Here is a 21,396-nt window from a genome sequence, read left to right as displayed (position 1 = left end):
TTCGAAGTGCTCGGGAATGCAATTCCAAGTGCGGGAATGAGCGTGAGGACCACTGCCCTGAGGCTCATAGCAATGACACGCGAGGACAGGGTCATCGCGCACCGAACGTGAACAGGGCGGGGGACAGTTCCACCCCCAGGTCGGCAAGGTCCTGCGTGAACCTCGGTCGCAGGCCGGTTCCCACCAGTTGACCTCGGAATCGGCCCTGTTCGTCACGCCCGGCGGAAAAGTCGAACGTGAAGATGTCCTGCAGGGTGATGACCTCCCCCTCCATGCCGACGACCTCGGAGATCGCTGTGATGCGGCGGGAGCCGTCTTTCAGTCGAGCCTGCTGGATGATCAGGTCGAGGGCCCCCGCCACCTGCTCGCGGATGGCACGGACCGGAAGGTCGACACCCGCCATGAGCACCATGGTCTCCAGGCGGGACAGCGAGTCGCGCGGCGAGTTGGCGTGAACCGTGGTGATGGAGCCGTCGTGGCCTGTGTTCATGGCCTGCAACATGTCAAGCGCGGCGCCGTCTCGGACCTCGCCGACCACGATGCGGTCGGGACGCATGCGCAGGGAGTTTCTGACGAGGTCTCGAATCGCGATCATGCCCTTGCCCTCGATGTTCGCCGGCCGGGACTCGAGTCTCAGGACGTGGTCCTGGTGGAGCTGGAGCTCGGCCGCGTCCTCGATGGTGACGATGCGCTCGTCCGTCGGGATGAAGGACGAGATCACGTTGAGGGTTGTCGTCTTGCCGGACCCGGTTCCGCCGGAGATGACGATGTTGCGTCGCCCCAGCACGCACGCCTTGAGGAAGTCGCGCACCGTGGGGGAGAGCGTGCCAAAGGCGATGAGGTCCGCGTCAGTGAAGGGATCAGCGGCGAACTTTCGAATCGTGAGCACGGCACCGTCCAGCGCGACCGGCGCGATCACCGCGTTCACGCGCGAACCGTCGGGCAGGCGGGCGTCGACCAGCGGACTCGCCTCATCAATACGGCGGCCGACGCGGCCGACGATTTTGTCGATGACACGGCGGAGGTGCGGCTCGCCACTGAAATGGGCGTCAACGGGGTAGAGCTTCCCGGCACGTTCGACGTAGATCGAGTCCGCGCCGTTCACCATGATCTCGGTGATCTCGGGGTCCCGCAGAAGCGGTTCCAAGGGCCCGTGCCCCAGGATCTCGTCGGAAACTTCCTGGGCGATACGAGTGCGGTCCGCGTGGGACAGCGGCGTCTGCTCCGCGTCGATCGTCTCCTGGAGGGTCTGGCGCACCTGCGCAGCGAGCTCGGCTTCGGGAAGGTGAGGGTCATAGAGGCGGGGTCCCAGGCTCTCGATGAGGGCCTGGTGCACGCGTCCCTTGACCTTGGAGAAGGGGTCGATGGCGCGACGTCGACCAGTCGCCTGCCCGTGGTCCGCGCCGGCGGCCGGCGTCGGCTCTGAGCTGCGTCGGGCGAGGTCGAGACGGTCGGCGAGGCTCATCGGCGTCCCCTAAAGAGGCCTTTGCGTTGCTGCCGTGTATCAAAGCCGTTCACAGGACTCCCGAAACGCTGACGAATGTGCGCATCACACAGTTCCCTGATGGCGACACTGACCGGACCCTTCGGGTCGTCCAGCACGATGGGGACGCCCCTGTTGACGGACGCCGGCACCGTCATCGAGCTCGGGATGTTGACCGCGATGGGTGTCTTGATCGCGGTGACGACGTCCTCGGGCCGCAGTCCCACCTTGGCGTCGGCGCGGTTGAGCACGATGATCCGGGCGTCCTTCGGACTTCCCAGCATGTCGAGGGTGTCGATGGCGACCCGCAGGTTCTTCACGGCCGGGATGTCGAGGGTCGCGATGAGCACCAGCGCACTGCTGATGTCGCACGCGGCCAGGACCTGCTCGGTGAAGGACGGTGGCGTGTCCACGATGATGTAGTCGTAGTGCTTTCGAGCAACCTTGAGTAGCTCGGTGACCACGTGCACAGGGATGCGGTCCGCGTCGCTGGGATCGTTCGGCGCGCACACGACATCTAGCCCGCTGTCCTCGTGCGTGGTCACTAGCGAACCGAGGCCCTGTTCGTCGAGATGGCCGCTCATGCCCACCGCGTCGAACACCGACCGGGCAGGGATCAGTTGGAGGCTGATGGCGACATCCCCGAAGCTGAGGTCGAGGTCGACGAGCAAGGTCTTCGATCCTGTCCGTGCAAGATAAGTTCCGATGTTGGTCGACATCGTTGTCTTGCCCACGCCGCCCTTCGCCGAGAACACCGTGATGATGTTTCCCTCTTGGCCGCTGCCGCCTGCGGTGTGGCCAACCAGCTTCGAGGTGAGTTCGCGGCTGCGCCGAAGGGCGTCGGCGAGTGCCGTGTGGTCGTCGGCCGTGACCACCTCGCGCATCCCACTCCGCAGTGCCTGGCTCAGGGTCGTGACGTCCACGCGATGCCGAAGCAGGATGACACCCAGTTCCGGCCGGTCGAGCCGTGCGGACTCTGCGAGTTCACACGCAGGGTCAAGGGCAACCTCGGGACCGATGATGACCTGCTGAACGCCCAGGTTGTCGTGGAGGACCCGGGCGACCATGGCCGCAGAGTCCAGAGCCTGGGTGTCGTTTCCGAGGGCGAAGCGGTACTTCTCGATCGCGGTCGGATCAGCGTCCCAAAGGATGTTCACTGAATCGCCTGCGCAATGGTGATGTCGTTGACACTGAGTTTCGGGTCGACCTTGACCTCGGCGCCGCGCAGTCCGGCATACAGAACGTACTGGTTGACGCCATGCACCAGTTTCGTGGCCTGTTCCGGGGTCACTGCCAGTGTGACAAGGAAACTCGGAGCCTGCTGCGCGGGTGCGGCCTCTTCCCCCTGCGCTCCGTTCTGCGCTCCCTGCTGGCCGGCCTGAAGAGCCGTGTTACCCATCCCGATGACCTGGATGTTGTCCAGTAGAACCGAAGTGCCTTGGACGTCCTGCTCGTTGAAGACCTTGGACTCCTCGCTTGCATCGAGTTGCTTGAGTTTGTAGCTAGCGAAGATCGTCAGCATGCTGCCAGGAGTGACAAAGTTGCCCACGCGAGCCGGGTCGCTGAGCTGCACGGAGACTGCCAGTTTGCCATTCGGCACCTGAATCGCCTTCTCGCCCACCACCGTCTCCCCAAAGGCGGTGCCGAGCACGTACTGCCCCGGCGGGATGTCCGTGAGTGCCAATAAGGCCTCGTTGTCCGGCGTCACCGAAGTGAGGGCACCGGCCGGTAGCGCCTTGGCGGCGGTCCGCGTCTCCGTCAACAACTGGAGGCGCAGTGCCTCCTTCACCGAGGTGCCAGCCGGGATCAGCGCCGACGAGACATAGACGGTGGCAGGCCCCGCAGCAGCAACCGCCCGCTTGTCGGCGCCGTTGGCGTACAGCAGAACCAGCACGGCTCCGATAAGAGCGATGACCGTCGCCACAGCGATGGCAAGGATGCGCTTCCCCACGATGTGATTCCTTCAGATTGAGAGAGTTGGTGTTTCGAGTCAGCCCGCGGGGACCACTGCGAAGGGGCCGAATCCTCCTGGACCTCCGGGAGGGGCGCTGATCGTGGTGGCAGACAACTCGCCCTTGACGAACCATCCCGAGATGCAGCGGTCGGCTCCGGCACACGGTAGGAAGTTGCCCGTCACCAGACTCTTCCTCTTGTTCGGGATGCTGCCAGTGACGTTCATGTCATAGCCGCTCAAGTAGAACGACGCGAAACCCGCGCGGTGGTAGTACGCGTTGTCACCGTTTCCAGTGGTGCAGCCGTTCACGGGCGGCGCAACGCCCGGCGCGGTCGTGTTGGTGCAGTCGAAAATTGGCAGGTTGACGACTTTGCCAACCAATAGGCTGAGGTCGCAGCCGATGTTGTTCCCAGTGCTCGTGTGCATCCAGTGGTGGGCGTACTGCACGAACTTGCAGGGGTTGCCCGACTCGGTTTCCAAGGTGCCGAAGCCGCCTGGGAGTGCGTGACCGTTCCAAGTCGGACATGCGGTGGACGGGGTCGCGCCGCTTGGAGGGTTCTGGGATAAAAGGATCACTTCATGTCCCTGAATCTGCGCGGGAGGGTTGGCTGCTGCATTCGGCCAGATCGGCTGACCGGCTCCCCCATAGCCGTAGTCGGGCGACGAAGCTCCGTTGTAGACCGGCGCAGGGTAATAGAGGCCCCCTCCTCCACCCGTCGTGCCTCCCGTCGCGTGCTGCCAGTCGCAGCCAGAGAATGCGAGCGGGAGGTCAGCAGTCCCTTCCCCTCCCGGCGTCCCGATTGCAGCACGCGCACACGCGTTCACTGTCGTCTCGGCACTTCCGGACCCACCACTGATCCCGGCGAACCAGCTGGTGACACCGCCCCCACCGGGCTTCAGGCTCTCCGTCCGCACCTCGACGTAGGGCAGCCCGCTCATCGACGCAAGGTTGCCCGGCAACGGTGGGCACTCGGTGAGTGATGCTGGCTGCGACGTACATGCGGGAAGGAGTGAGCCTGGAATGTTGACTGAACATGGGGCCAAGCCCGGCGCCGAGACGACCTTGGACAGGCCGTCGTTTGAATTCCTGTCCGCGTAAGCGCTGGTCTGATCACCAGGTGTCCACATGCACGATGCTCCCCCCTTTCCACACTCTGCGGCCAGCGAAAGAGCGGCGGCGTCTGCCGCGTTTTGCAGCTGGCGGCGCTCCCACAAGAGGTTGCCCACATCAACCCCAATAGTCAGGGCTCCAAAGATGACGCCCAAGCCCATGACCAACGCCACGATCGTGCTGACGGCACCACGCTCACGCCTGCGGTTACGGTTTCGGGTCATCCCCCACACCTCATTTCAGACTGGGACGTCAGGGTTGGGGCCGTGACGCCGGGAAGAGGAAAGATGAACGCGAAGCTGGGACTGACCGTGACCCGCTGACGGTCGGTGATCAGAGGGGTCGTCGGACAGTTGCCGTTGACCGTGGTGGTGCCTGCGGCATCCTGAACGAGGTGGTACTGGATAGTGAAGGAAGTGGCCGCCATGCCGATCATGGCGCTGTTGACGCGGTCCGTCGCCTCCGTCGTCGTGTAGCCGAGAGCTCGCATGCGTGCCCCTTCGCGGGCGGCGTTGGTCGCCATGTTCTGGATGAAAAGGGCCCGGCCGAACTCGATGACGCCTCCGAGGACCAGGAGGAGCAGGGGCAGGACGATGGCCATCTCGACGGCGGCAGCCCCACGCTCACGGCGTCGGCGCGTGATGGTCGACATGCCACCCCTGTCAAGGTTGATAGAAATTGCGAATAGCGGACCCGATTCGCCGCCCCTCTGAGAGGGCTCGACGATCTGCTGGTTAGAGAGAAGCTGCAGCCTCAGTAAAGATGAGCCCGAGTTTCGGTCCGATCAGAGCAACGGCGGCGAAGATCACCATGGCGATCAGCGACGCCATCAGCGCGTACTCCACGGCCGTCGCGCCGATCTCCCGCTCCTTGTCATGACCACGTCGCGACGCGAGGCGGATCAACATGGTTCTCTCCTTGTCCTTGGCGATGTGAACGGGGTAGGGCGCCGACCGGCTCTCGCCGGCCGGCGCCCTGCGGTCCGAGCCAGGCTCAGAGGCTGTTGGAAACCGTGGTGAAGAGGTCCCTAAGCGAGGTGCCGACGAGGGCGACGGCCCCGATGATGACGATCGCGATGAGCGCAACCATCAGGCCGTACTCGACGGCGGTTGCGCCCTTCTCGGCGCGAAGGGTCTGGAGCTTGACGAGGACCTTGGTCATTGCAGTGGTCATGATGATGCCTCTCGGATGAACTAGTTGGTGTGTGGCGACGAGGAAGATACTGCCGGTAGTTGGCCGGCTTGGCGCAAGAAACCGCGAAATTCGTGAAACTGGTCCCCCACTCCGGCCCATCGTCCGCCGGTTCCGTGATACTCCCGCGAGGTTACGATAGTGCATATAGTTCAAGCGGGCCCCCCATAACTAGTCCTTTATTTGGAAGGGTGTCTGACTCTGTAGGGCGGTTCTGGAGACGCAGTCCGGTCTATTCGCGCGTGATCCGTACGTACCAAGGAACTGCAGGCCTAAGGTGTGTCCGGCACGGTGCCGAGGAGGGGACCACGTGATGATGGCGCGCGCGCGTTCTGCTTTGGTGAGCTCGCCCGCTCTCCGATCTCTGACCTTCCGGTTGTGGTTGTCGGCCGTGAGCGCCGGCCTAATCACAGGACTTCTCCTTCGGGTCCGCACGACGCCAGACGTGGACCTGTGGCTGCATCTACGCATCGGGGATTTCCTGCGCTCCGGACGGCGCTTCGGGCCCAGTTCCGATCCCTTGGCCGTACTTGCTGACCGGGAGTACGTCCCGTCCCAGTGGTTCTCGCAGGCGTCCATGTCTGCCGTGTACGAGGCGGCCGGCATGACCGGCATTCAGGTCGCCCGGCTCCTGCTGGTGGTCGGGCTGGGCAGCGCCTTGCTCGTCGCATGCCGCCTCACAGCTGGTCCAGCTGCCGCCTTGTTCGCGACGTCGATCACCATGTTCGCCGCTGCGGCTTCCTGGGGGGAACGACCCCAGCTCGCCGGGATGGTGCTCCTCGCGCTGACGACAGCCCTGTGGTGGCGGGCCTGCGTAAGGGGCTCTGTGCCTTGGGCGGTCATCCCAGTCACCTGGGTGTGGACGATGGTGCACGGGTCATGGGTTCTCGGCGTGGCGGTGAGCATGGTCCTGTTCTTCGGTGGAGTCCTCGACCGCTGTTGGCGTGGGCGCACCATCGTCCGTGTAGCCGCCGTTCCGGTCCTATCCGTGACAGCCACCCTCATGACCCCCCTGGGGGTGCACGGGTTGCTCGAGCCCTTTCGGGTATCGGCCGTCGCGCGGCTCACCGCCAACGAGTGGCAGCGACCGGCACTGGATAACCCGCTGCTGCTGGTCGTACTGGCCGCAGCCGTCGTCGTGCTCCTGGGCCTGGTGCGGTCGTCGCAGCATTGGTGGGCCCGCGCGTTCACGGTGGTGACCAGTGTCGTCCTGGCCTTGTGGATGGTGCGCACGATCGCGGTTGGAGCGATCGTGCTGGCGCCGGCCCTAGCGCATGGGCTGGCGCACCTCACGCGTCGGCCGGTGCCACACCTCGGTCCGAAGAGTGGCAACGCCGGGCAAGCTAACCATGGGTCACGGGACCCCCACCCCGAGTGGCCGGCCTGGGTCCTCGCTGTGGCACTCGTTCTCGCGCTGGGCGGTTCCCACATCGCCACGACCAACTTCGGAGCGCCCGTCTCTGCGCGCGTCTCCGCCGCCCTGTCGTCGCTGCCGGCGGACAGCGTTCTCGCGGTAGATGGGAGGGCGGTCGGGTGGGCGCAATGGGCTCATCGGGACCGTCGACCACTCCGGGACCTTCGCGCCGAGGTCTACTCGATCCCGGTTGCGACAGGATACGAGAACTTCCAAGAGGCCCGGTCAGGGTGGCAGAAGTATGCGGACGCACAGGGCATGACGTCTGTACTCGCGGATCGAGAGCGCCCCCTCGACGCAGCGCTTCTGGGCGAGCCTTCGTGGACCGTCGTCGCCGAGGACTCAGACTTCCGTTTGTGGGTTCACAGATGAAGACGACGAGGCAGCGCGACGTCTCGGTCCACGCGGACGTCGTCGGAGCGGTCTGGGCTGCCGCCCTGGCCACGGTCGTCGCGATGTGGTCGCTGCGCGTCTGGGAGTGGCGTCCGGGGCTGCCTCCTTCGCTGCTTGGCGACAGCCCCGTCGTTCTAACGCAGATCCACCAGATCCTGTACGAGGGCTGGTTCTGGAGCACCCAATCCGTGGGCTTCCCAATCGGGCAGAACGCCTCGTTCTTCCCGGAGCTCAACGTCATACACGTCCTGGCCGTCAAGGCAATCGGCCTCTTCGGAGGTGACGCCGCCACCGTCGGGGCGGCGTACTTCTTTGTGGGATACCCACTGGTCGCGCTGACCACTTACCTGTTGTCTCGCAGCGAACGGTTGTCGCGCCCCGTATCGATCGTCGTGGCTGTGCTGTTCGCCGCGGCGCCCTACCACGCCGAGCGGTTCGAGCACCTCTGGCTGGCGTCGTATTGGACAGTCCCGCTTGGTCTGTGGGTGGTGCTCGGCGTGGCGCGCGGCAAGAACGTATTTGACTGTGACCGGCCTCGTGGACGTCGCATCCTGCTCACCGTGCTTGCCTTAGCCCTAGTTGGGCTCAGCGGCGCGTATTACGCGGGGTTCATCATGATTCTCCTGGCCGCAGCCCTCGTGCTGCGCGCCGGTCAGGAGCGACCCGCCGGGTGGTGGAGGGGTGGGCTCGTCAGCATCTCGGGGCTAGCCGTCGTCGCGGCGCTCCCCTTGATCGCGGCAAAAGTGGGCATGTCGGGGACGACCTTGACTGGCGCTCGCCCCGCGACTCGCACGGTCCTCGAGTCGGAGCGGTATGCCGGACGTGTCATCGACCTTTTCTTGCCATGGGAGGAACATCGGCTGAAGCCGCTAGCTGCTCTGACGCAGGCCTACCGGGCTGCTGGTCGTCCTGTCACGGAGACGCTCGCTCTCGGCGTCGTCGGAGTCGCGGGATCCGCCGCCCTCGTCCTGATCTGTCTTCGGGCGCTGGCCACCGGGCGCCCGGCTCCGCAGCGGTTGCGCCTTTGGGGCGCACTCTGGCTGGTGACGGTGGCGTTTTACACGGTCGGTGGACTCGGCAGCGTCGTCGCGCTCCTCGCGACGCCTCAACTGCGCAGCTGGTCGCGGCTCTCTCTTGTCCTCCTACTCCTCGGTTTGCTCGCCGTTGGGCACTGGCTGAGCCGTCCCCGCTCGAAGCTTCTCGCGCGCACGCTTCCCGTCCTTGCCCTCCTGGTTGGTTTCTTGGACCAGACCAACCCGTTGCTGGCTCCTCGGTACGAGGACATCGCGAGCCGGCTGGACGGCATACGTTCCTACACAGGGACGCTCGCTGCGGCGACGGGCCCGCAGTGCGGGGTGCTGCAGCTTCCGGTGATGCGATTCCCGGAGGGGTACCTGCCTGAGGGATATGACGCGAACGCTCAGCTCCTTCAGCACCTGACCAACCGTCAACTGGCCTGGTCGCACGGTGGCATGAGCGGAACTCGAGCCGGTGACTGGCTGATGGGGATCGAGCTCTCCAACCCGTCGACTCTCATTTCCGGACTCCGGGCGAACGGGTTCTGCGCGGTCGAGCTGGACACGGCCGCAGTCGACTCGACCCTCCCCGACCTCACGGCTCTGACGAAGCTCCTTGGTGAGCCGGTGGCACGAACCTCGGATGGTCGGCTCGTCGCTTGGTCCCTGCCCGTAGCGGAGGGGGGTACGAGCTCTGACCGCGAACGTCTGCTGAGCCCTGTGCTCGTCGGACTCGCGGCCGGTGGCTTAAGGATCGACGATCAAGACGTCCGACAGGAAAGCGGACCGTGGGCGGGGGTCACGACCTCAAACCTGTCGGGTAAGGACGTCGCAGGGATCGAGGTCACCGTCGACGTGACGGCGTTGGGAGCGGACGAGCGCGAGGTCGTGGTTCAGGCAGGGGACACTGAGTTGGGCCGGGTGACAGCGGTACGCGACCGAGCCACGCCCCTCACGTTCATGCTCAACGCACCCGCGGGCTACCAGCGGCTCACTGTCGCTGTCAGCGGTGACCCGGTGCGCGACTCCGCCGACCGCAGCGTCTCCGCGTACTTCAGCAATCTGCGTGCCACGGGGCCCGAGACCGCCCGCGTCGTCAGCCTTCATGGGCAGGCGCGAACCAAGCTCATCTACCCCTGACGACACAACCCCCTTCCGCAAGAGGAGTGGGACGATCAGGTCAGCCAACTTGTGCGCCCATCAAAGAGGGACGTAATCACGGAGCGATAATCTGAGCATCAGGCACACAACCGTAACGGGCGCGCACCTCGGCCGGCGGCCGGTTCGAGAGGATGACTGGGGCTGGTGACGCCCGCAGCAGACGGCACTCTTCGTCAACCGTCAACCGTCCTTGCGGAGTGTCGACGCGGGTCTCCTCCTGCTTGGATGCATCAAGGGTGATTCGCGTGATCGCGTCCGTATTCAGGCGACCGTCCGACCACACGACGGTGGCCCCTTCCGCGCCGGGCGCTTGCAGCAAGGACAGGACCGTGGCGCCGTCGGCGGTGGACCACTTGCCGGTCAACCCGGGAAATGGCGCCCACGCGGCGCCCACCGCACACAGAACCGCAGCTGCACCAAGACATGCGCGGATCGGCACCGCCAGGCTCGGTTGTCTGGCGCGAATGGACGACCAGAGGAGTCCACCGGCGGGGCCAATTGCCGCCAGTCCCAGAAGCGCCGAATGCCAGAGCAACTTAGCCGGATAGTACGTGGTAACCGACACGCCGACTCGGGCCGCAAGCGCCACGGACGTCAGCGCGGGTAGAACGGTGAGAAGCAACACGAACACCAGCCAGACGTCCCTCCTGCGCAGCCACATGACAACAGCAGTCGACAGTAGGCCTACCGCCAGCGTGAGCATCGGCACGGGCGCCACGATGTCAGCGACAGCTGCGTGACTAACGCCCACCGATTTGGCAACTGCGGTGAGGGACGGAAGGGAGGCATAGAGCACCACTCCGCCTATACCTGCGACGACCACGATTCGCTTCCACGGATCACCAGCGCGAATGTATCGGACGCCGGCCATGGCGGCCGCCAGGCCGGATACGGGCAACAGCAGCTGCCACGTGTGTCCCATCACGAGGAGCCCAGCCGAGCACACGAGAAAGGCCGACAGCGAGCCGTGGTGCGTCAGGACCTCTCGCAACGTGACTGCGAGGACCACTGCTGCCACCAACGACGACTCAAGCCCGAGCGCTTGGTAGTTGCCCAAGAACGACGGCCAAAGGGTAGCGGCACCGGCGACGGACCCGGCGATTGCAGCTGGAAGGGTCTTGAGGCCAACCCGTACACCCATGGACGCCGCCAGCGCTGCCATCGTCAGGGTGACCATGGCGTACAGCAACCAGGTCGCGGTCGCCATTAAATCGACAAGACCCACAAGATCTGAACCGCCGCTGCCAGTCACCGACGACAGCAGTGCGACCGCCGTGTGCCATGCCCGTGGATAGGGGCGAACGTCGTAGGAGAGAGCCCCATTCGCCTGAATGTCTGCGACAAGAACGAGGTGCCGCACATGATCGCCGTTCAGGAACCACTCGACTCGCGACGGCCGGGCGAGGAAGAAGGCAGCAGCCGCATAAAGAACCAGCGTCGCGGCAGGCGCGCCCACTAGCCAGAGCTGGGCGCGGCTCATCCCCTTGGTTGACCTGCGATTCGGGGCCAAGCCCTTCATCAGCACCCAGGCTCCCGCCACAGTCGCCGTGACGAGCGCGAGGAACGCTGCGCTGGTCCACCGCGAGTCGAGAGGCGTCCAGCCGATCCGGTCGCAGGCGACTGCGGCCAGCACGACGCATCCCAGCGAGATGATGAAGAGAGGCCCTGTCCTACCGAGGATGCCCAGGGCGTCCGGCTGGCGGCTCAGCGGCAACGAGAATGACATCTCGGCGAGCATAGATGCCTCGGGCGGCTAAGGGCGGGTGAATGGGTCTTGCATGGAGCGACTTCGTGCCCGTCAGTGAGCAGGCGCCGCGATTCGTGCGATTCCCTGCCCGGATGTCTCGGCGTCAGTATGCTGGCGGCGCCATCACCTGCCCAATCGGGGGAAATCCGCGTGACCGCCTTCTTTGCTGACACCTTGCGCCTCGTCGCCATTGTGCCGTGCCATAACGAGGAGTCAGCGGTTTCCCAGGTGGTAGCAGACCTTCGCGCGGCGGTCCCCCAAATGACTGTCTACGTGTATGACAATGCCAGCACCGACAGGACGTCCGAGTGCGCAAGGTTGGCGGGTGCGGAGGTCCGGCGGGAACCGATGCGCGGAAAGGGCAACGTCATCCGGCGGGCCATGGCTGACCTAGACGCCGATGTCTATCTGATGATCGATGGCGACGACACCTATGACGCCTCCGCCGCTCCAGAGATGATTCGTGTGCTGCTGGAGGGTCCCTACGACCAGGTGACGGGGGTGCGGGTCGCAACCGGGGATGGCGCCTATCGATCCGGCCATGCCCTGGGCAACCACGTGTTCAACAAGGTGGTGTCGGTCATCTTCCGCCGACCCGTCAACGACATGTTGAGCGGGTACCGAGTCTTCTCCCGGAGATTCGTCAAGTCCTTCCCTGCGGTCTCGCGAGCGTTCGAGATCGAGACTGAGCTCACCGTGCACGCGATCAACACTCGCGTCCCCCAGGCGGAGGTGGAGGTAGGGTTCAAGGACCGGGCGCCTGGCTCGGCGAGCAAACTGCGGACGTATCACGACGGGTTCCGCATCCTGCGCATGATCTCCAAGTTGCTGCACCACGAACGACCCCTGGCGCTCTACTCGACCTTGGCGACCGTCATGGCTTTGGTCGCAGTCGGCGTCTCGATTCCCGTGATACGCGCGTACTTTGAGACCGGCCTCGTAGGGCGCTTCCCGACGGCCTTCCTGGCCGCTTCCCTTGTGGTGGTGGCGTTCATCGTGCTCGTCGTGGGCATCCTGCTTGACGGGCTACGGAAGGTTCGTCAGGAGATGACTCGAATCGCGTACATGGCGACGCCTCCTCCACCATGTCAAGCCTCGAGCCTACGAGCCGCGCTTGGTGATGCAGCTCGATCGGACTTGAAAGCACGGATGTCCTCGCCGTCAACGAGCGTCGGCGGCACACTCACCTCTTCCGTCACCGCGAGAGTGCCGCGTTGATTGACGGTTGGTTGCATGGTTTGGCTGCCCGGCGTCTGCCGCCCGTGTCGTGAGCGTGAGCGTGAGCGTCATCGTCGTTGGACACGGTCCCGAACCGATGCTGCCAGCGTGCCTGCGGGCGGTGATCCGTCAGTTAGGTGACCGGGACGAACTCGTGCTCGTTGACCATGGGATTCGCGCGCTGCCTGAAGTCGACCAGCTGCGGGTCGTTACCCCCTCGTTCAACTCCGGCTTCGGCGGTGGATGTGCAACCGGTGCAGAGGCGACCGTTGGAGACGTTCTGGTTTTCATCAACTCCGATGCGATCGTTCAGGTAGGCGCCATCGCGGCGTTGGCCGAGGCCGTGCAACGCGACGAAGTCGGCCTCGCCGGCGGGCTCGTCCTCCTTGCGAATGACCCAGATCGTGTGGACTCCGCAGGACTGCCCGTGCACCTGACCGGACTGAGTTGGTGTCACGGCTTCGGCGAGCCGGCGACCAACCATCAAGAGGGTCGTTCGATTGCCTCCGTCGCAGGGGCACTGTTCGCATGCAGGCGAGAGGTCTGGGAGCTCTTGGGGGGTATGGACGAGTCCTACTTCATGTACCACGAAGACACGGACCTCAGCCTCCGCTGTCACTTGGCTGGTCTCGACGTGGTTCTGGTCCCCACCGCGCTCGCGACCCATGATCACGACTTCTCGCGCAACGCTCGGAAGATGTTCCTGCTGGAGCGCAATCGGTTCCTGACTGTGCTTGCTGACTTTCCCACGCACCTACTACTCCGCACGCTCCCCGTGCTCGTCCTGCTCGAACCCATGTATCTCCTCGTCGCAGCCCGCGACGGCTGGGCCGTGGAGAAGGTGCGAACCTGGATGTGGTTGCTGCGACACCCGCGCATCATCCGAGATCGCAGGCGTCGGGTGCAGGCCCAAGTCCGTTCACCGCTGGCTCTGGACGACCTGCTCACCCCCACCGTGTCGCAGACACAGCTTGAAGTGCCTCCAGCCATGGCCCTGCTCAACCGTGTGCTCGCCCTGTACTGGACGCTGGCACGGCCACGCGCGAGGATCGCGCCATGACCCGCGTCCCATCGTCTGCGTCAGGTGTGGTGGTACTCGCGGCATATCGTCCGAATCCCGAGCTCTTCGCAACCCAGTTGCGCTCGATTCGTGACCAGAGCAGGCGCGATTTCCGGTGCCTTATCGGGGCCGACGGTGGACAGGCGCATGTTCGAGCGCTGGTCAACGCGGCGGTTGGAACTGACGAGCGCTTCGAGGTTGTGGGTTGGGACGACAATCTTGGCTTCTATCTCAACTTCGAGCGGCTTCTATGGGCTGTGCCGGAGGATGCGGAATGGATTGCCCTGAGCGACCAAGACGACCGTTGGCTTCCAGACAAACTGGAGAAGTTGGTGCCATTGCTTCGCACGGTTTCGCTGGCGACCGGCCAGGCACGCGTTGTCAGCTGGCCCGACGGGCGCGTCCTGTTGGAGAGCACCGACCGCAAAGTGGTCCCCCCGGAAGACCTGCTGTTCCAAAACCAAGTGACCGGCGCCCTGTCTGTCTTCCGGAGGGACCTCCTCGACGTGGCCCTGCCGTTCCCTCGGCTGCACACCGTCACCCAGCTGCACGACCACTGGCTCGGCATTTGCGCTGGAGCAGTGGGCGGGTACGCAGTGCGAGACGAGGTCGTTCAGGACTACGTCCAGCACGTGGGCAACATCGTGGGGGAAGTGGCAACACACCGTGGATGGACACCTGCCGGCTTTCTCAGACGGATCAGGGAACTGGGCGACGCCTACGAGGGTGGCCATTCGATCGCTCAATGTGCTCGCGCCTGCCAAGTCCAAAGTTACGGCTGGCGTCGCCTTATCGTGGAAACTCTCAGTGAGCGAGTGGCAGAGCTCCCTCCCGGCATCGCGTTGGCGCGCGCCCGGCTGCTCTTGGACGGTCCCGCGCGGAACACTTGGGAGATGCTGTGGCACGCAGCTCGTTCCTCAGCGACGTCGTGGTGGGTCGTCGCGACATTCTTGCCCGGCATCCCCTACGAGCTCGTTCGTAGGCGGGCGACACGACGTGATGCACCGACCTACAGCGCAGCTCCCCACTAGGGTCGGCTGGTGTCGACACCACGCCCAGACCCCGACAGCGTGACCGGACCATCGGTCGAGCGCCTGCACGTTGGCCGTCCCAATCTAGGCCCACGCGACGTTTTCGACTCGTACGTCGACCGAATCTATGCCACCAACTGGCTGACCAATGACGGCCCCATCGTCCACGAGCTCGAGACGGCCATCGCCAACAGGGTGGGCGTACGGAACTGCGTGGCGATGAGCAACGGCACAGTGGCGCTTGAGATCGCGGTTCGCGCCCTAGGGCTTACCGGCGAGGTCATCGTCCCCAGCTTTACATTTGTCGCAACCGCCCACGCACTGTCCTGGCAGGGAGTTACGCCAGTATTCGCTGACATCGACGAGGCGACGCATTGTCTTGATCCCCAGTCGGTCGAGGCGGCGATATCGCCGGAGACCACGGGAATTATCGGGGTTCACACTTGGGGTCGCGCATCACCCATCGAGAAGCTTCAGAATATCGCGGACCGCCACGGACTCGCTCTCATGTTCGATGCAGCTCATGCCTTCGATTGCACGTACGGCGGGCACACCATAGGGGGATTCGGGCGAGCCGAGGTCTTCAGTTTCCATGCAACGAAGTTCTTTAACACCTTCGAAGGCGGGGCGATCGTCACGAACGACGACGACCTTGCGGCCCGCGCACGACTGATGCGGAACTTCGGTTTCGCAGGCTACGACAATGTCGTGTATGCGGGCACCAACGGAAAAATGACCGAGATCTCCGCAGCTATGGGAATGACCAATCTGACGGTCCTCGAGGACATCAAGATTGGGAATGCTCGGACGCACGACGCATACGCCGCAGCTCTGGACAAGGTTGCAGGGGTGTCACTCGTCGTGCCCGATCTCGCAGAGCGCAACAACTTTCAATACGTCGTGGGCGTGGTAGACGCCGGAGCCGAGGTTCGAGACAGAATTCTCAGTGCACTGCACTCCCGCGGCGTGCTTGCGCGACGGTATTTCTGGCCCGGCGTCCACCGCATGCCCGTTTATGCCAGCAGCGCCCTCCGGGTCCCCCTACCGGTTACCGAGCACATAGCCGATCGTGTGCTCGTCTTGCCAGGAGGCCCTTCCATCGCTGCTCGAGAGGTCGATCGTGTTACGAACGCGATCGAGGAGGCCATCAATGCCGTTTGAGGACGTCGTTAACCAACTGGTCGTGCTGGGTGTGGGTGGCTTCGGACGAGAGGTTGCTTGGCTAGCGGGGGCCGCCGTTCCCGACGCCGAAGTCGTGTTCGCCATCACCGACCCTAGGTACTCTCCGCCGGACTGGAGAGGGCCCGACATCGTGCTTCTCGAGGACGTCATGGCTGGAGCGTCATTCGTCGTAGCCATGGGTGATCCCACCGACCGACGCGTCGGAACGGCTGCATGCATCAGCCTCGGACTATTACCTGTCACCCTCATCCATCCCAGAATCGACCTCGAGGGCCACAACGAAATTGGGACAGGCTCCGTGCTGTGCGCCGGCGTAATCATCACGACAGATATCAAGATCGGCGAGTATGTTCACCTCAACCTTGGCACAACGATTGGCCATGACGCCGTGCTTGGGGACTTCGTGACCACTGCACCGGGGGTTCACGTGTCCGGAAACGTCCGTATCGAGGACGGCGCTTACATCGGAACGGGTGCCGTAATAATCAACGGGTCCGGCAATGAACCGCTTGTTGTTGGCGCAGGGGCGGTGGTTGCAGCGGGCTCGTGTGTGACTCAGCCAGTCGAGCCGGGAGCGCTCGTCGCAGGCGTGCCGGCAGTGAGGAAGCGGTGAGTCGGCTGTCGTCAACAATGCGCCAGGATGCGGCCGAGCAGCTCCTCTGGCGGGCAAGGGCCCTCCCGGTTCGCGTCGGTTCGCTACTTGCCCCGTCCATGATGGCCAAGAGTGCACGCACCGCTTCGAAGATCCACCTCGGGTGCGGCAGCAACTTGCTTGACGGATGGGCCAACATCGACATTGCCGGCCCGCCGGGGGTTGTGAAATTTGACCTCCTTCAGCCGCTCCCCTACCCGTCAGGGGCAGCAGATCTCGTCTTCTCTGAGCACTTCATTGAGCACGTTCGCAAGGACCAGGCTGCGCGGCTGCTGGCAGAATGCGCCCGGTTTCTGCGCCCAGGTGGAGTCTTTCGGGTGAGCACCCCAGACCTGTCTGTCCTCGTCGAGGAGTACCGGTCCGGACGGGTCAGCGAGTGGGCCGACATGGGGTGGTTGCCTGAGAGCCCTTGCGACCTGATCAACGAGGGCATGCGCCTGTGGGGACACCTCTACGTTTGGGACGAGTCCGAACTAACCGCTGCCCTCGTGCGGTCCGGCTTCACGTCGATCTCCCGCGTAGCACGGCACGAGAGCGCCATACCTGACCTGCGCGGACTCGAGTGCCGCCCATTCCATGGAGACCTCATCCTTGAAGCGACGAAGTGAGACTTCCTGACGCCACGTATCCCGCGCGTGGCGCCTTCCGCGCGACCATGGGCAGCGGCGCCGACCTCGTGGTGCGCCAGGGGGTCCAGTTCCTTGTCCTGCTTATCTTGGCGCGACTGCTTACGCCGGCCGACTTCGGCACAATCGCGCTCTTGGCCGTATACGTATTGGTCGGGTGTGTCCTGGCTGACGCAGGGCTCACCACCGCGCTTCTGCAAGCGAAGGGCGTGACCGTCGGGGAGGTCGACAGTGCCTTCTGGACCTCGGTGGTCCTAGGTCTGCTGCTTACCGGCATTGGTGTGGCCATTGCCTCCCCCCTCGCTCAGCTGGCCGATCGACCGGACCTTGTCACCGTGGCGTCCTTCATGTGCCTGACCATCCTGTCTACAGCGGTGGGCCAGGTCCACGCCACCATGCTTGTGCGCGCGTTGGCGTTCGGTCGACTCCTCGTCATAGGTCTGGTGGCCGCCCTTTTGTCGGGGGCCGTCTCGATCTGGGTTGCATTGGAAGGGGGAGGTCTCTGGGCGCTCGCCGTTCAGTCCGTTGCGATGCCAACGGTGGCCGCAGTCCTCTTGCTGTTGGTCTCACCTTGGCGACCGGGAAAGCAATGGAGTCGTAACGACACCACATCCCTCATCCGCCGGGGGCGATGGGTTCTCGCGGCGAACCTCGTCGACCACGGATACCTACGTCTCCATACCCTCATTACGGGGGTTGCGTTCGGCACCGCCGCCCTTGGTACGTACCAACGCGCCGACAGCACCCAGCAGCTCACGACCGAGACAACCTCGGCGGTCGTCGGACGCGTCGCCCTTCCCTTGTTCGCACGGACGTCTGGCCGTGCCGACCTCCTTCGGGCCGGATTCCTCACGGGGATTAGGTCTGTATCGGCGCTGAACGCCTGGGCGATGGCCGTCCTTGCCGCACTTGCCTCGCCTGTGCTTATGGTGTTCTTCGGCGAGCAGTGGGCCCCAGCCGCCCCCCTTCTGTCGATTCTGTGCGCCGCCGGGCTCCTTTGGCCATTCCACGTGATGTCCATCAGCGTCCTGTATGCCACCGGTGCAAACCGTCAGGTGTTTCGGATTGACCTAGCCAAGAAGGTCGCTGGATTGACTCTCTTGGGCGTGGGACTGACTTTCGGACTGAAAGGGGTGGCGTGGGCGCAGGTCGGTCTCGGCGTTGTCGCGCTGGTGATCAACGGACGGACAGTTCAAAAGGCTGTCGGTCTGGGCCTGCGAGAACAACTGTCCAGTGTCGCTCCTGTTTTCGCCTTGGCCGGCATTGTCGGGCTCGGCGCCTCGGCAGCTTCGTCAGCTCTAGACACTGAGCCTTGGATCCGGTTGATAGTCGTTGTACCGCTTTCCGGGGTGGCCTACCTCATGCTGGCAGCGTCGTTGAGGGTCCGCGCCGTCACCGACCTCCTTATTCTTTTGCGCCCCGTGAGTAACCCGCCCCCGAGCGGACCGGCAATATGACTGCCGAACGTCTGCCGCGGATCAGTGTCGTCGTCCTCGCCTACAACCATGGCCCCTACATAGCCCAGTGCCTAGAGGGCATCCTCGCGCAGGACTACGCGGGTCAAGTGGAGGTCCTCGTCGGAGAAGATCATTCCTCAGACGACACTCTCGCCACGGTGAAACGGTATGCCGCACTGAATCCGAACACCGTTCACGTTCTCACGTCGGACACCAACGTAGGGATGCATGCGAACCACCGCCGACTCCTTGACGCTGCCTCTGGCGATTTGGTGGCGTACTGCGAGGGGGACGACTACTGGCAGGCGACGGACAAACTGACCGTTCAGGCGAACCACCTTGCGCGTCATCCGCATCACGTCGGAGTCCACAGCGACGTGGACCACATCATTCCTGTGCGACATCGATGGTATGTCATGCGCGACTACTGGACGAAGCACATCGAGCGACCCGCCGAGACCACTTTTGACGACCTACTTATTCGCAATACCGTCCAAACGTGCTCGCTCATGATTCGCGCCGAGGCGGCAACAAGTTACCCCTCTTCCACTCTAGCGCGAGGTCGATACCAAATTGAGGACTGGCCATTGTTTTTGCATGCAACGACATTCGGGCCATTCGGGTTGGTCGATCGCTCTCTGGCCACCTACCGACGGCTTCCGGGGTCAGCCACCCAGCAAGGTCCTGCGGCGGCCGAACGTCGCATCATGGACCAATTGCGCCTCGTTGACAATGCCGTCGAGCTCGCTGGGCTGCCACTAGAACGGCGCCGCGCTGGCGCTGAGACCACTCGCGACGCGTTAGTCTGGAACGCTCTTAGCGCCGGAGACGGGGCCATGTTGATTCGTGCTCTGGATGTCCCGTCGGAGCACGGAGCCAACCCGCACCCACGAGATGCCCTACTTCGCAGACTTGCCAGCCTGCCAGTGGCGACGGTTCTGGGTCGAGGCGCAACCCGCGTCATCCAGGCTAGGCAACTGCTGAAGTACCGCCCCGAGTAGAGCGATGCCACGTCAACGCTGTGTCGAAGAGTTGGGTGCTGCGACGCAGTGTGCTAGTGCACGCGTAATCCCTCAGCAGCGGCGTGACCCCAGCATTTCACGCTTGGGCGTGCCTGTTGGCCGGTGCGATACATAACTTTGGCGAGGGCTGGGTGGGAAATAGCGAACTGCCACGTCGGATGTCCGCGACCTGCAGACTCGGAGCATGACGAAGCAGACGCAGGCGCCCGGGAGAAATTCCTCCCTAGACGGGCTTCGAGGGTGCGCCATCCTCTTTGTGCTCACGGCCCATGCAGCCGTTCCACAGGCCCAAAGCCTGGGGGCGGCCGGAGTCACGATCTTCTTCGTGCTGTCTGGTTTCCTCATTACGAGGATCCTCCTGCGCTCCAGATCTGATCCCCGGGCCAAACAGCTTCGCGTCTTCTACCTGAGACGCGCTAGACGGCTCTTACCTGCCTTGTTTCTGCTGTTAACGTTCGAAAGCGCCTCCCGGTTTGTTTCCGGTCAGTCTCTAGTTCCGGTGCTTCTAGCAGGCCTTTACGGGACTAACATCGCTGCATCTATGAGCATCTCCTCGAGCTTGGATCACACTTGGTCGCTCGCACTGGAAGAACAGTTCTACCTTCTCTGGCCCCTTATCCTCCCTTTTGTATGGCGCCGCCCCCGAGCCATCAAAACCGTGCTCGCGGTCGCAGGCGCCTCGGCGCTGGCGCGGGCAGCGCTGTACTTCGCAGGTCTCACCAACCTTGCGTGGTTCAGCCCTTTTACCCGCATCGACGCCGTCCTTGTCGGCTGCGCCCTCGCTTTGGCGATCTCTCACGGCTGGGCGCTACCAATTGGCATGCCGGGTAGAGTCCTCACGGCAGGGGCCGTGGTGGCGTTGTCTACGCCTTTTGTGTGGACAAGCAGATCTGCATCTCTCCTGGTTATTCCAGTCGTGTCGCTGGCGACCGCAGTGCTCATCGCGCGACTGATTCAACCGCACGCGGGCCCACTTTCCGTCGTGTTGTCGTCCCCACCGCTGCGATGGACTGGACGGTTGTCCTACGCCATGTATCTCTGGCACCCCTTCGCCATTGCGGTCGTACTGTCGCTTGAGCTACCGCAGCGCCTTTTCGCCACCTGGGCCTTAAGCTCAGTCATCGCGGCCGTGTCGTGGGTACTCGTTGAGCGCCACTTCTTGGCGAATGCGGAACCGTTGTTGGGAGGAAAGACTGCCGAGTTGCCCGTCCGAGCCAACCCCTCCGTGCATAAAGGCACTCCCGACGGCAATGGTCGCCGCTTCAGGTCACTCTTTCCTGAGGTCTGGCGTCGCGCTCACCTCTCTGGCTCAGAGCACGATGAAGTGACCAACCCAGGTTCCGGTGCTTACGGTTCAGCGTCCCGGAGTCGTCGCCGATCCTGAGCCGGAGCGGAGCCTGCTTGAGCCCTACGGGGTGCCCTGCCTTGGCGGGGTGGACCGGCTCCACGAGCCTCTGGCTGGAGGTCCGGTCGACGCGCATCGACGAACACCACCCCGCCGAGAGGGCGCCTCTCGCTGGTCTTCGTTTCCGTCCGTGACGATGGGCCGCAACGCCATCCGTGGACTCGCCACTGGCGTGTGCTCCCAGGTCAGCTTGCGCGGTACGTCCGCACCGCGCGGACGTTCACATCTGGGCGAACGCACATATCGGACACGACACCCGGCTTGGCGATTAAT

At 64.0% G+C, this 21,396-nt stretch carries 19 protein-coding genes and 1 pseudogene; 11 read left to right on the top strand and 9 right to left on the bottom strand.

The features are described from left to right. Positions 1–91: 91 nt before the first annotated feature. From N801_RS11470 to N801_RS20265, 8 genes and pseudogenes are all read right to left on the bottom strand, one after another. The gene (locus tag N801_RS11470) at positions 92–1,465 is read right to left on the bottom strand and encodes a TadA family conjugal transfer-associated ATPase (protein WP_035937861.1); all 1,374 of its coding nucleotides are present in this window, start codon (positions 1,463–1,465) and stop codon (positions 92–94) included. Then, positions 1,462–2,640, bottom strand: a complete 1,179-nt coding sequence (locus tag N801_RS11465) for a CpaE/TadZ family protein (RefSeq protein WP_035937858.1) — start codon at positions 2,638–2,640, stop codon at positions 1,462–1,464. Before N801_RS11465 ends, N801_RS11470 begins: the two co-directional genes overlap by 4 nt. Then, the gene (gene cpaB / locus N801_RS11460; protein ID WP_035937856.1) at positions 2,637–3,434 is read right to left on the bottom strand and encodes a Flp pilus assembly protein CpaB; all 798 of its coding nucleotides are present in this window, start codon (positions 3,432–3,434) and stop codon (positions 2,637–2,639) included. The genes N801_RS11465 and cpaB overlap by 4 nt, the downstream gene beginning before the upstream one ends. A gap of 39 nt (positions 3,435–3,473) precedes the next feature. Next, entirely contained in the window at positions 3,474–4,376 is a 903-nt protein-coding gene (locus tag N801_RS20275; RefSeq protein ID WP_245618405.1) for a hypothetical protein, read from the bottom strand. Positions 4,377–4,613: 237 nt separating this feature from the next. After that, positions 4,614–4,772, bottom strand: a pseudogene (locus tag N801_RS21890) (pilus assembly protein TadG-related protein); the annotation flags it as partial. Next, positions 4,769–5,200 (bottom strand): TadE family protein, encoded by a 432-nt coding sequence (locus N801_RS11450; protein WP_035937851.1) that lies wholly within the window; start codon positions 5,198–5,200, stop codon positions 4,769–4,771. The gene N801_RS11450 and the pseudogene N801_RS21890, both read right to left, overlap by 4 nt. Positions 5,201–5,282: 82 nt before the next feature. Further along, positions 5,283–5,456: a Flp family type IVb pilin gene (locus N801_RS20270; protein ID WP_084108763.1), complete on the bottom strand. Its 174-nt coding sequence runs from the start codon at positions 5,454–5,456 to the stop codon at positions 5,283–5,285. An 85-nt stretch (positions 5,457–5,541) separates the two neighbouring features. Continuing rightward, a complete protein-coding gene (locus N801_RS20265; RefSeq protein ID WP_245618403.1) occupies positions 5,542–5,721 on the bottom strand; it encodes a Flp family type IVb pilin in 180 nt (59 codons plus the stop codon). Between the two features lie 463 nt (positions 5,722–6,184). Between N801_RS20265 and N801_RS11445 the strand changes: the two genes are divergently transcribed. Both N801_RS11445 and N801_RS11440 read left to right on the top strand, forming a co-directional pair. Continuing rightward, positions 6,185–7,525 carry a hypothetical protein gene (locus N801_RS11445; protein ID WP_156996710.1) on the top strand — a complete coding sequence of 447 codons (1,341 nt, stop codon included), beginning with the start codon at positions 6,185–6,187 and terminating at the stop codon, positions 7,523–7,525. Then, the gene (locus N801_RS11440; protein ID WP_169744258.1) at positions 7,510–9,702 is read left to right on the top strand and encodes a hypothetical protein; all 2,193 of its coding nucleotides are present in this window, start codon (positions 7,510–7,512) and stop codon (positions 9,700–9,702) included. The genes N801_RS11445 and N801_RS11440 overlap by 16 nt, the downstream gene beginning before the upstream one ends. 76 nt (positions 9,703–9,778) lie before the next feature. Here N801_RS11440 and N801_RS11435 read toward each other — a convergent pair whose 3' ends face one another. Beyond that, complete coding sequence (locus N801_RS11435) at positions 9,779–11,449, bottom strand: hypothetical protein (protein ID WP_156996708.1); 1,671 nt, start codon at positions 11,447–11,449, stop codon at positions 9,779–9,781. A gap of 171 nt (positions 11,450–11,620) precedes the next feature. On the opposite strand from N801_RS11435, the gene N801_RS11430 reads away from it, so the two are divergent. From N801_RS11430 to N801_RS20245, 9 genes are all read left to right on the top strand, one after another. After that, positions 11,621–12,688 carry a glycosyltransferase family 2 protein gene (locus N801_RS11430; protein WP_245618401.1) on the top strand — a complete coding sequence of 356 codons (1,068 nt, stop codon included), beginning with the start codon at positions 11,621–11,623 and terminating at the stop codon, positions 12,686–12,688. Positions 12,689–12,749: 61 nt separating this feature from the next. Further along, positions 12,750–13,748 carry a glycosyltransferase gene (locus N801_RS20260; RefSeq protein WP_156996706.1) on the top strand — a complete coding sequence of 333 codons (999 nt, stop codon included), beginning with the start codon at positions 12,750–12,752 and terminating at the stop codon, positions 13,746–13,748. After that, entirely contained in the window at positions 13,745–14,779 is a 1,035-nt protein-coding gene (locus tag N801_RS11420) for a glycosyltransferase (protein WP_084108751.1), read from the top strand. The genes N801_RS20260 and N801_RS11420 overlap by 4 nt, the downstream gene beginning before the upstream one ends. Positions 14,780–14,788: 9 nt before the next feature. Next, complete coding sequence (locus tag N801_RS11415; RefSeq protein ID WP_211254720.1) at positions 14,789–15,940, top strand: DegT/DnrJ/EryC1/StrS family aminotransferase; 1,152 nt, start codon at positions 14,789–14,791, stop codon at positions 15,938–15,940. Further along, a complete protein-coding gene (locus N801_RS20255) occupies positions 15,930–16,574 on the top strand; it encodes an acetyltransferase (RefSeq protein WP_084108749.1) in 645 nt (214 codons plus the stop codon). Before N801_RS11415 ends, N801_RS20255 begins: the two co-directional genes overlap by 11 nt. A gap of 98 nt (positions 16,575–16,672) precedes the next feature. Continuing rightward, a complete protein-coding gene (locus tag N801_RS19785; protein WP_169744257.1) occupies positions 16,673–17,221 on the top strand; it encodes a class I SAM-dependent methyltransferase in 549 nt (182 codons plus the stop codon). Between the two features lie 47 nt (positions 17,222–17,268). Beyond that, positions 17,269–18,696 (top strand): lipopolysaccharide biosynthesis protein, encoded by a 1,428-nt coding sequence (locus tag N801_RS11405; protein ID WP_169744256.1) that lies wholly within the window; start codon positions 17,269–17,271, stop codon positions 18,694–18,696. Continuing rightward, positions 18,693–19,697: a glycosyltransferase gene (locus N801_RS20250; RefSeq protein WP_084108746.1), complete on the top strand. Its 1,005-nt coding sequence runs from the start codon at positions 18,693–18,695 to the stop codon at positions 19,695–19,697. The genes N801_RS11405 and N801_RS20250 overlap by 4 nt, the downstream gene beginning before the upstream one ends. A 205-nt stretch (positions 19,698–19,902) precedes the next feature. Next, on the top strand, positions 19,903–21,102 hold the full coding sequence (locus N801_RS20245) for an acyltransferase family protein (RefSeq protein ID WP_084108743.1): 1,200 nt from the start codon (positions 19,903–19,905) through the stop codon (positions 21,100–21,102). Positions 21,103–21,396: the final 294 nt, after the last annotated feature.

This window comes from Knoellia aerolata DSM 18566, from assembly GCF_000768695.1.
In the GTDB taxonomy this organism is placed as follows: Bacteria; Actinomycetota; Actinomycetes; order Actinomycetales; family Dermatophilaceae; genus Knoellia; species Knoellia aerolata.
Note: the sequence above shows the minus strand (reverse complement) of the source record. Positions and strands in the feature narration are given on the sequence as shown.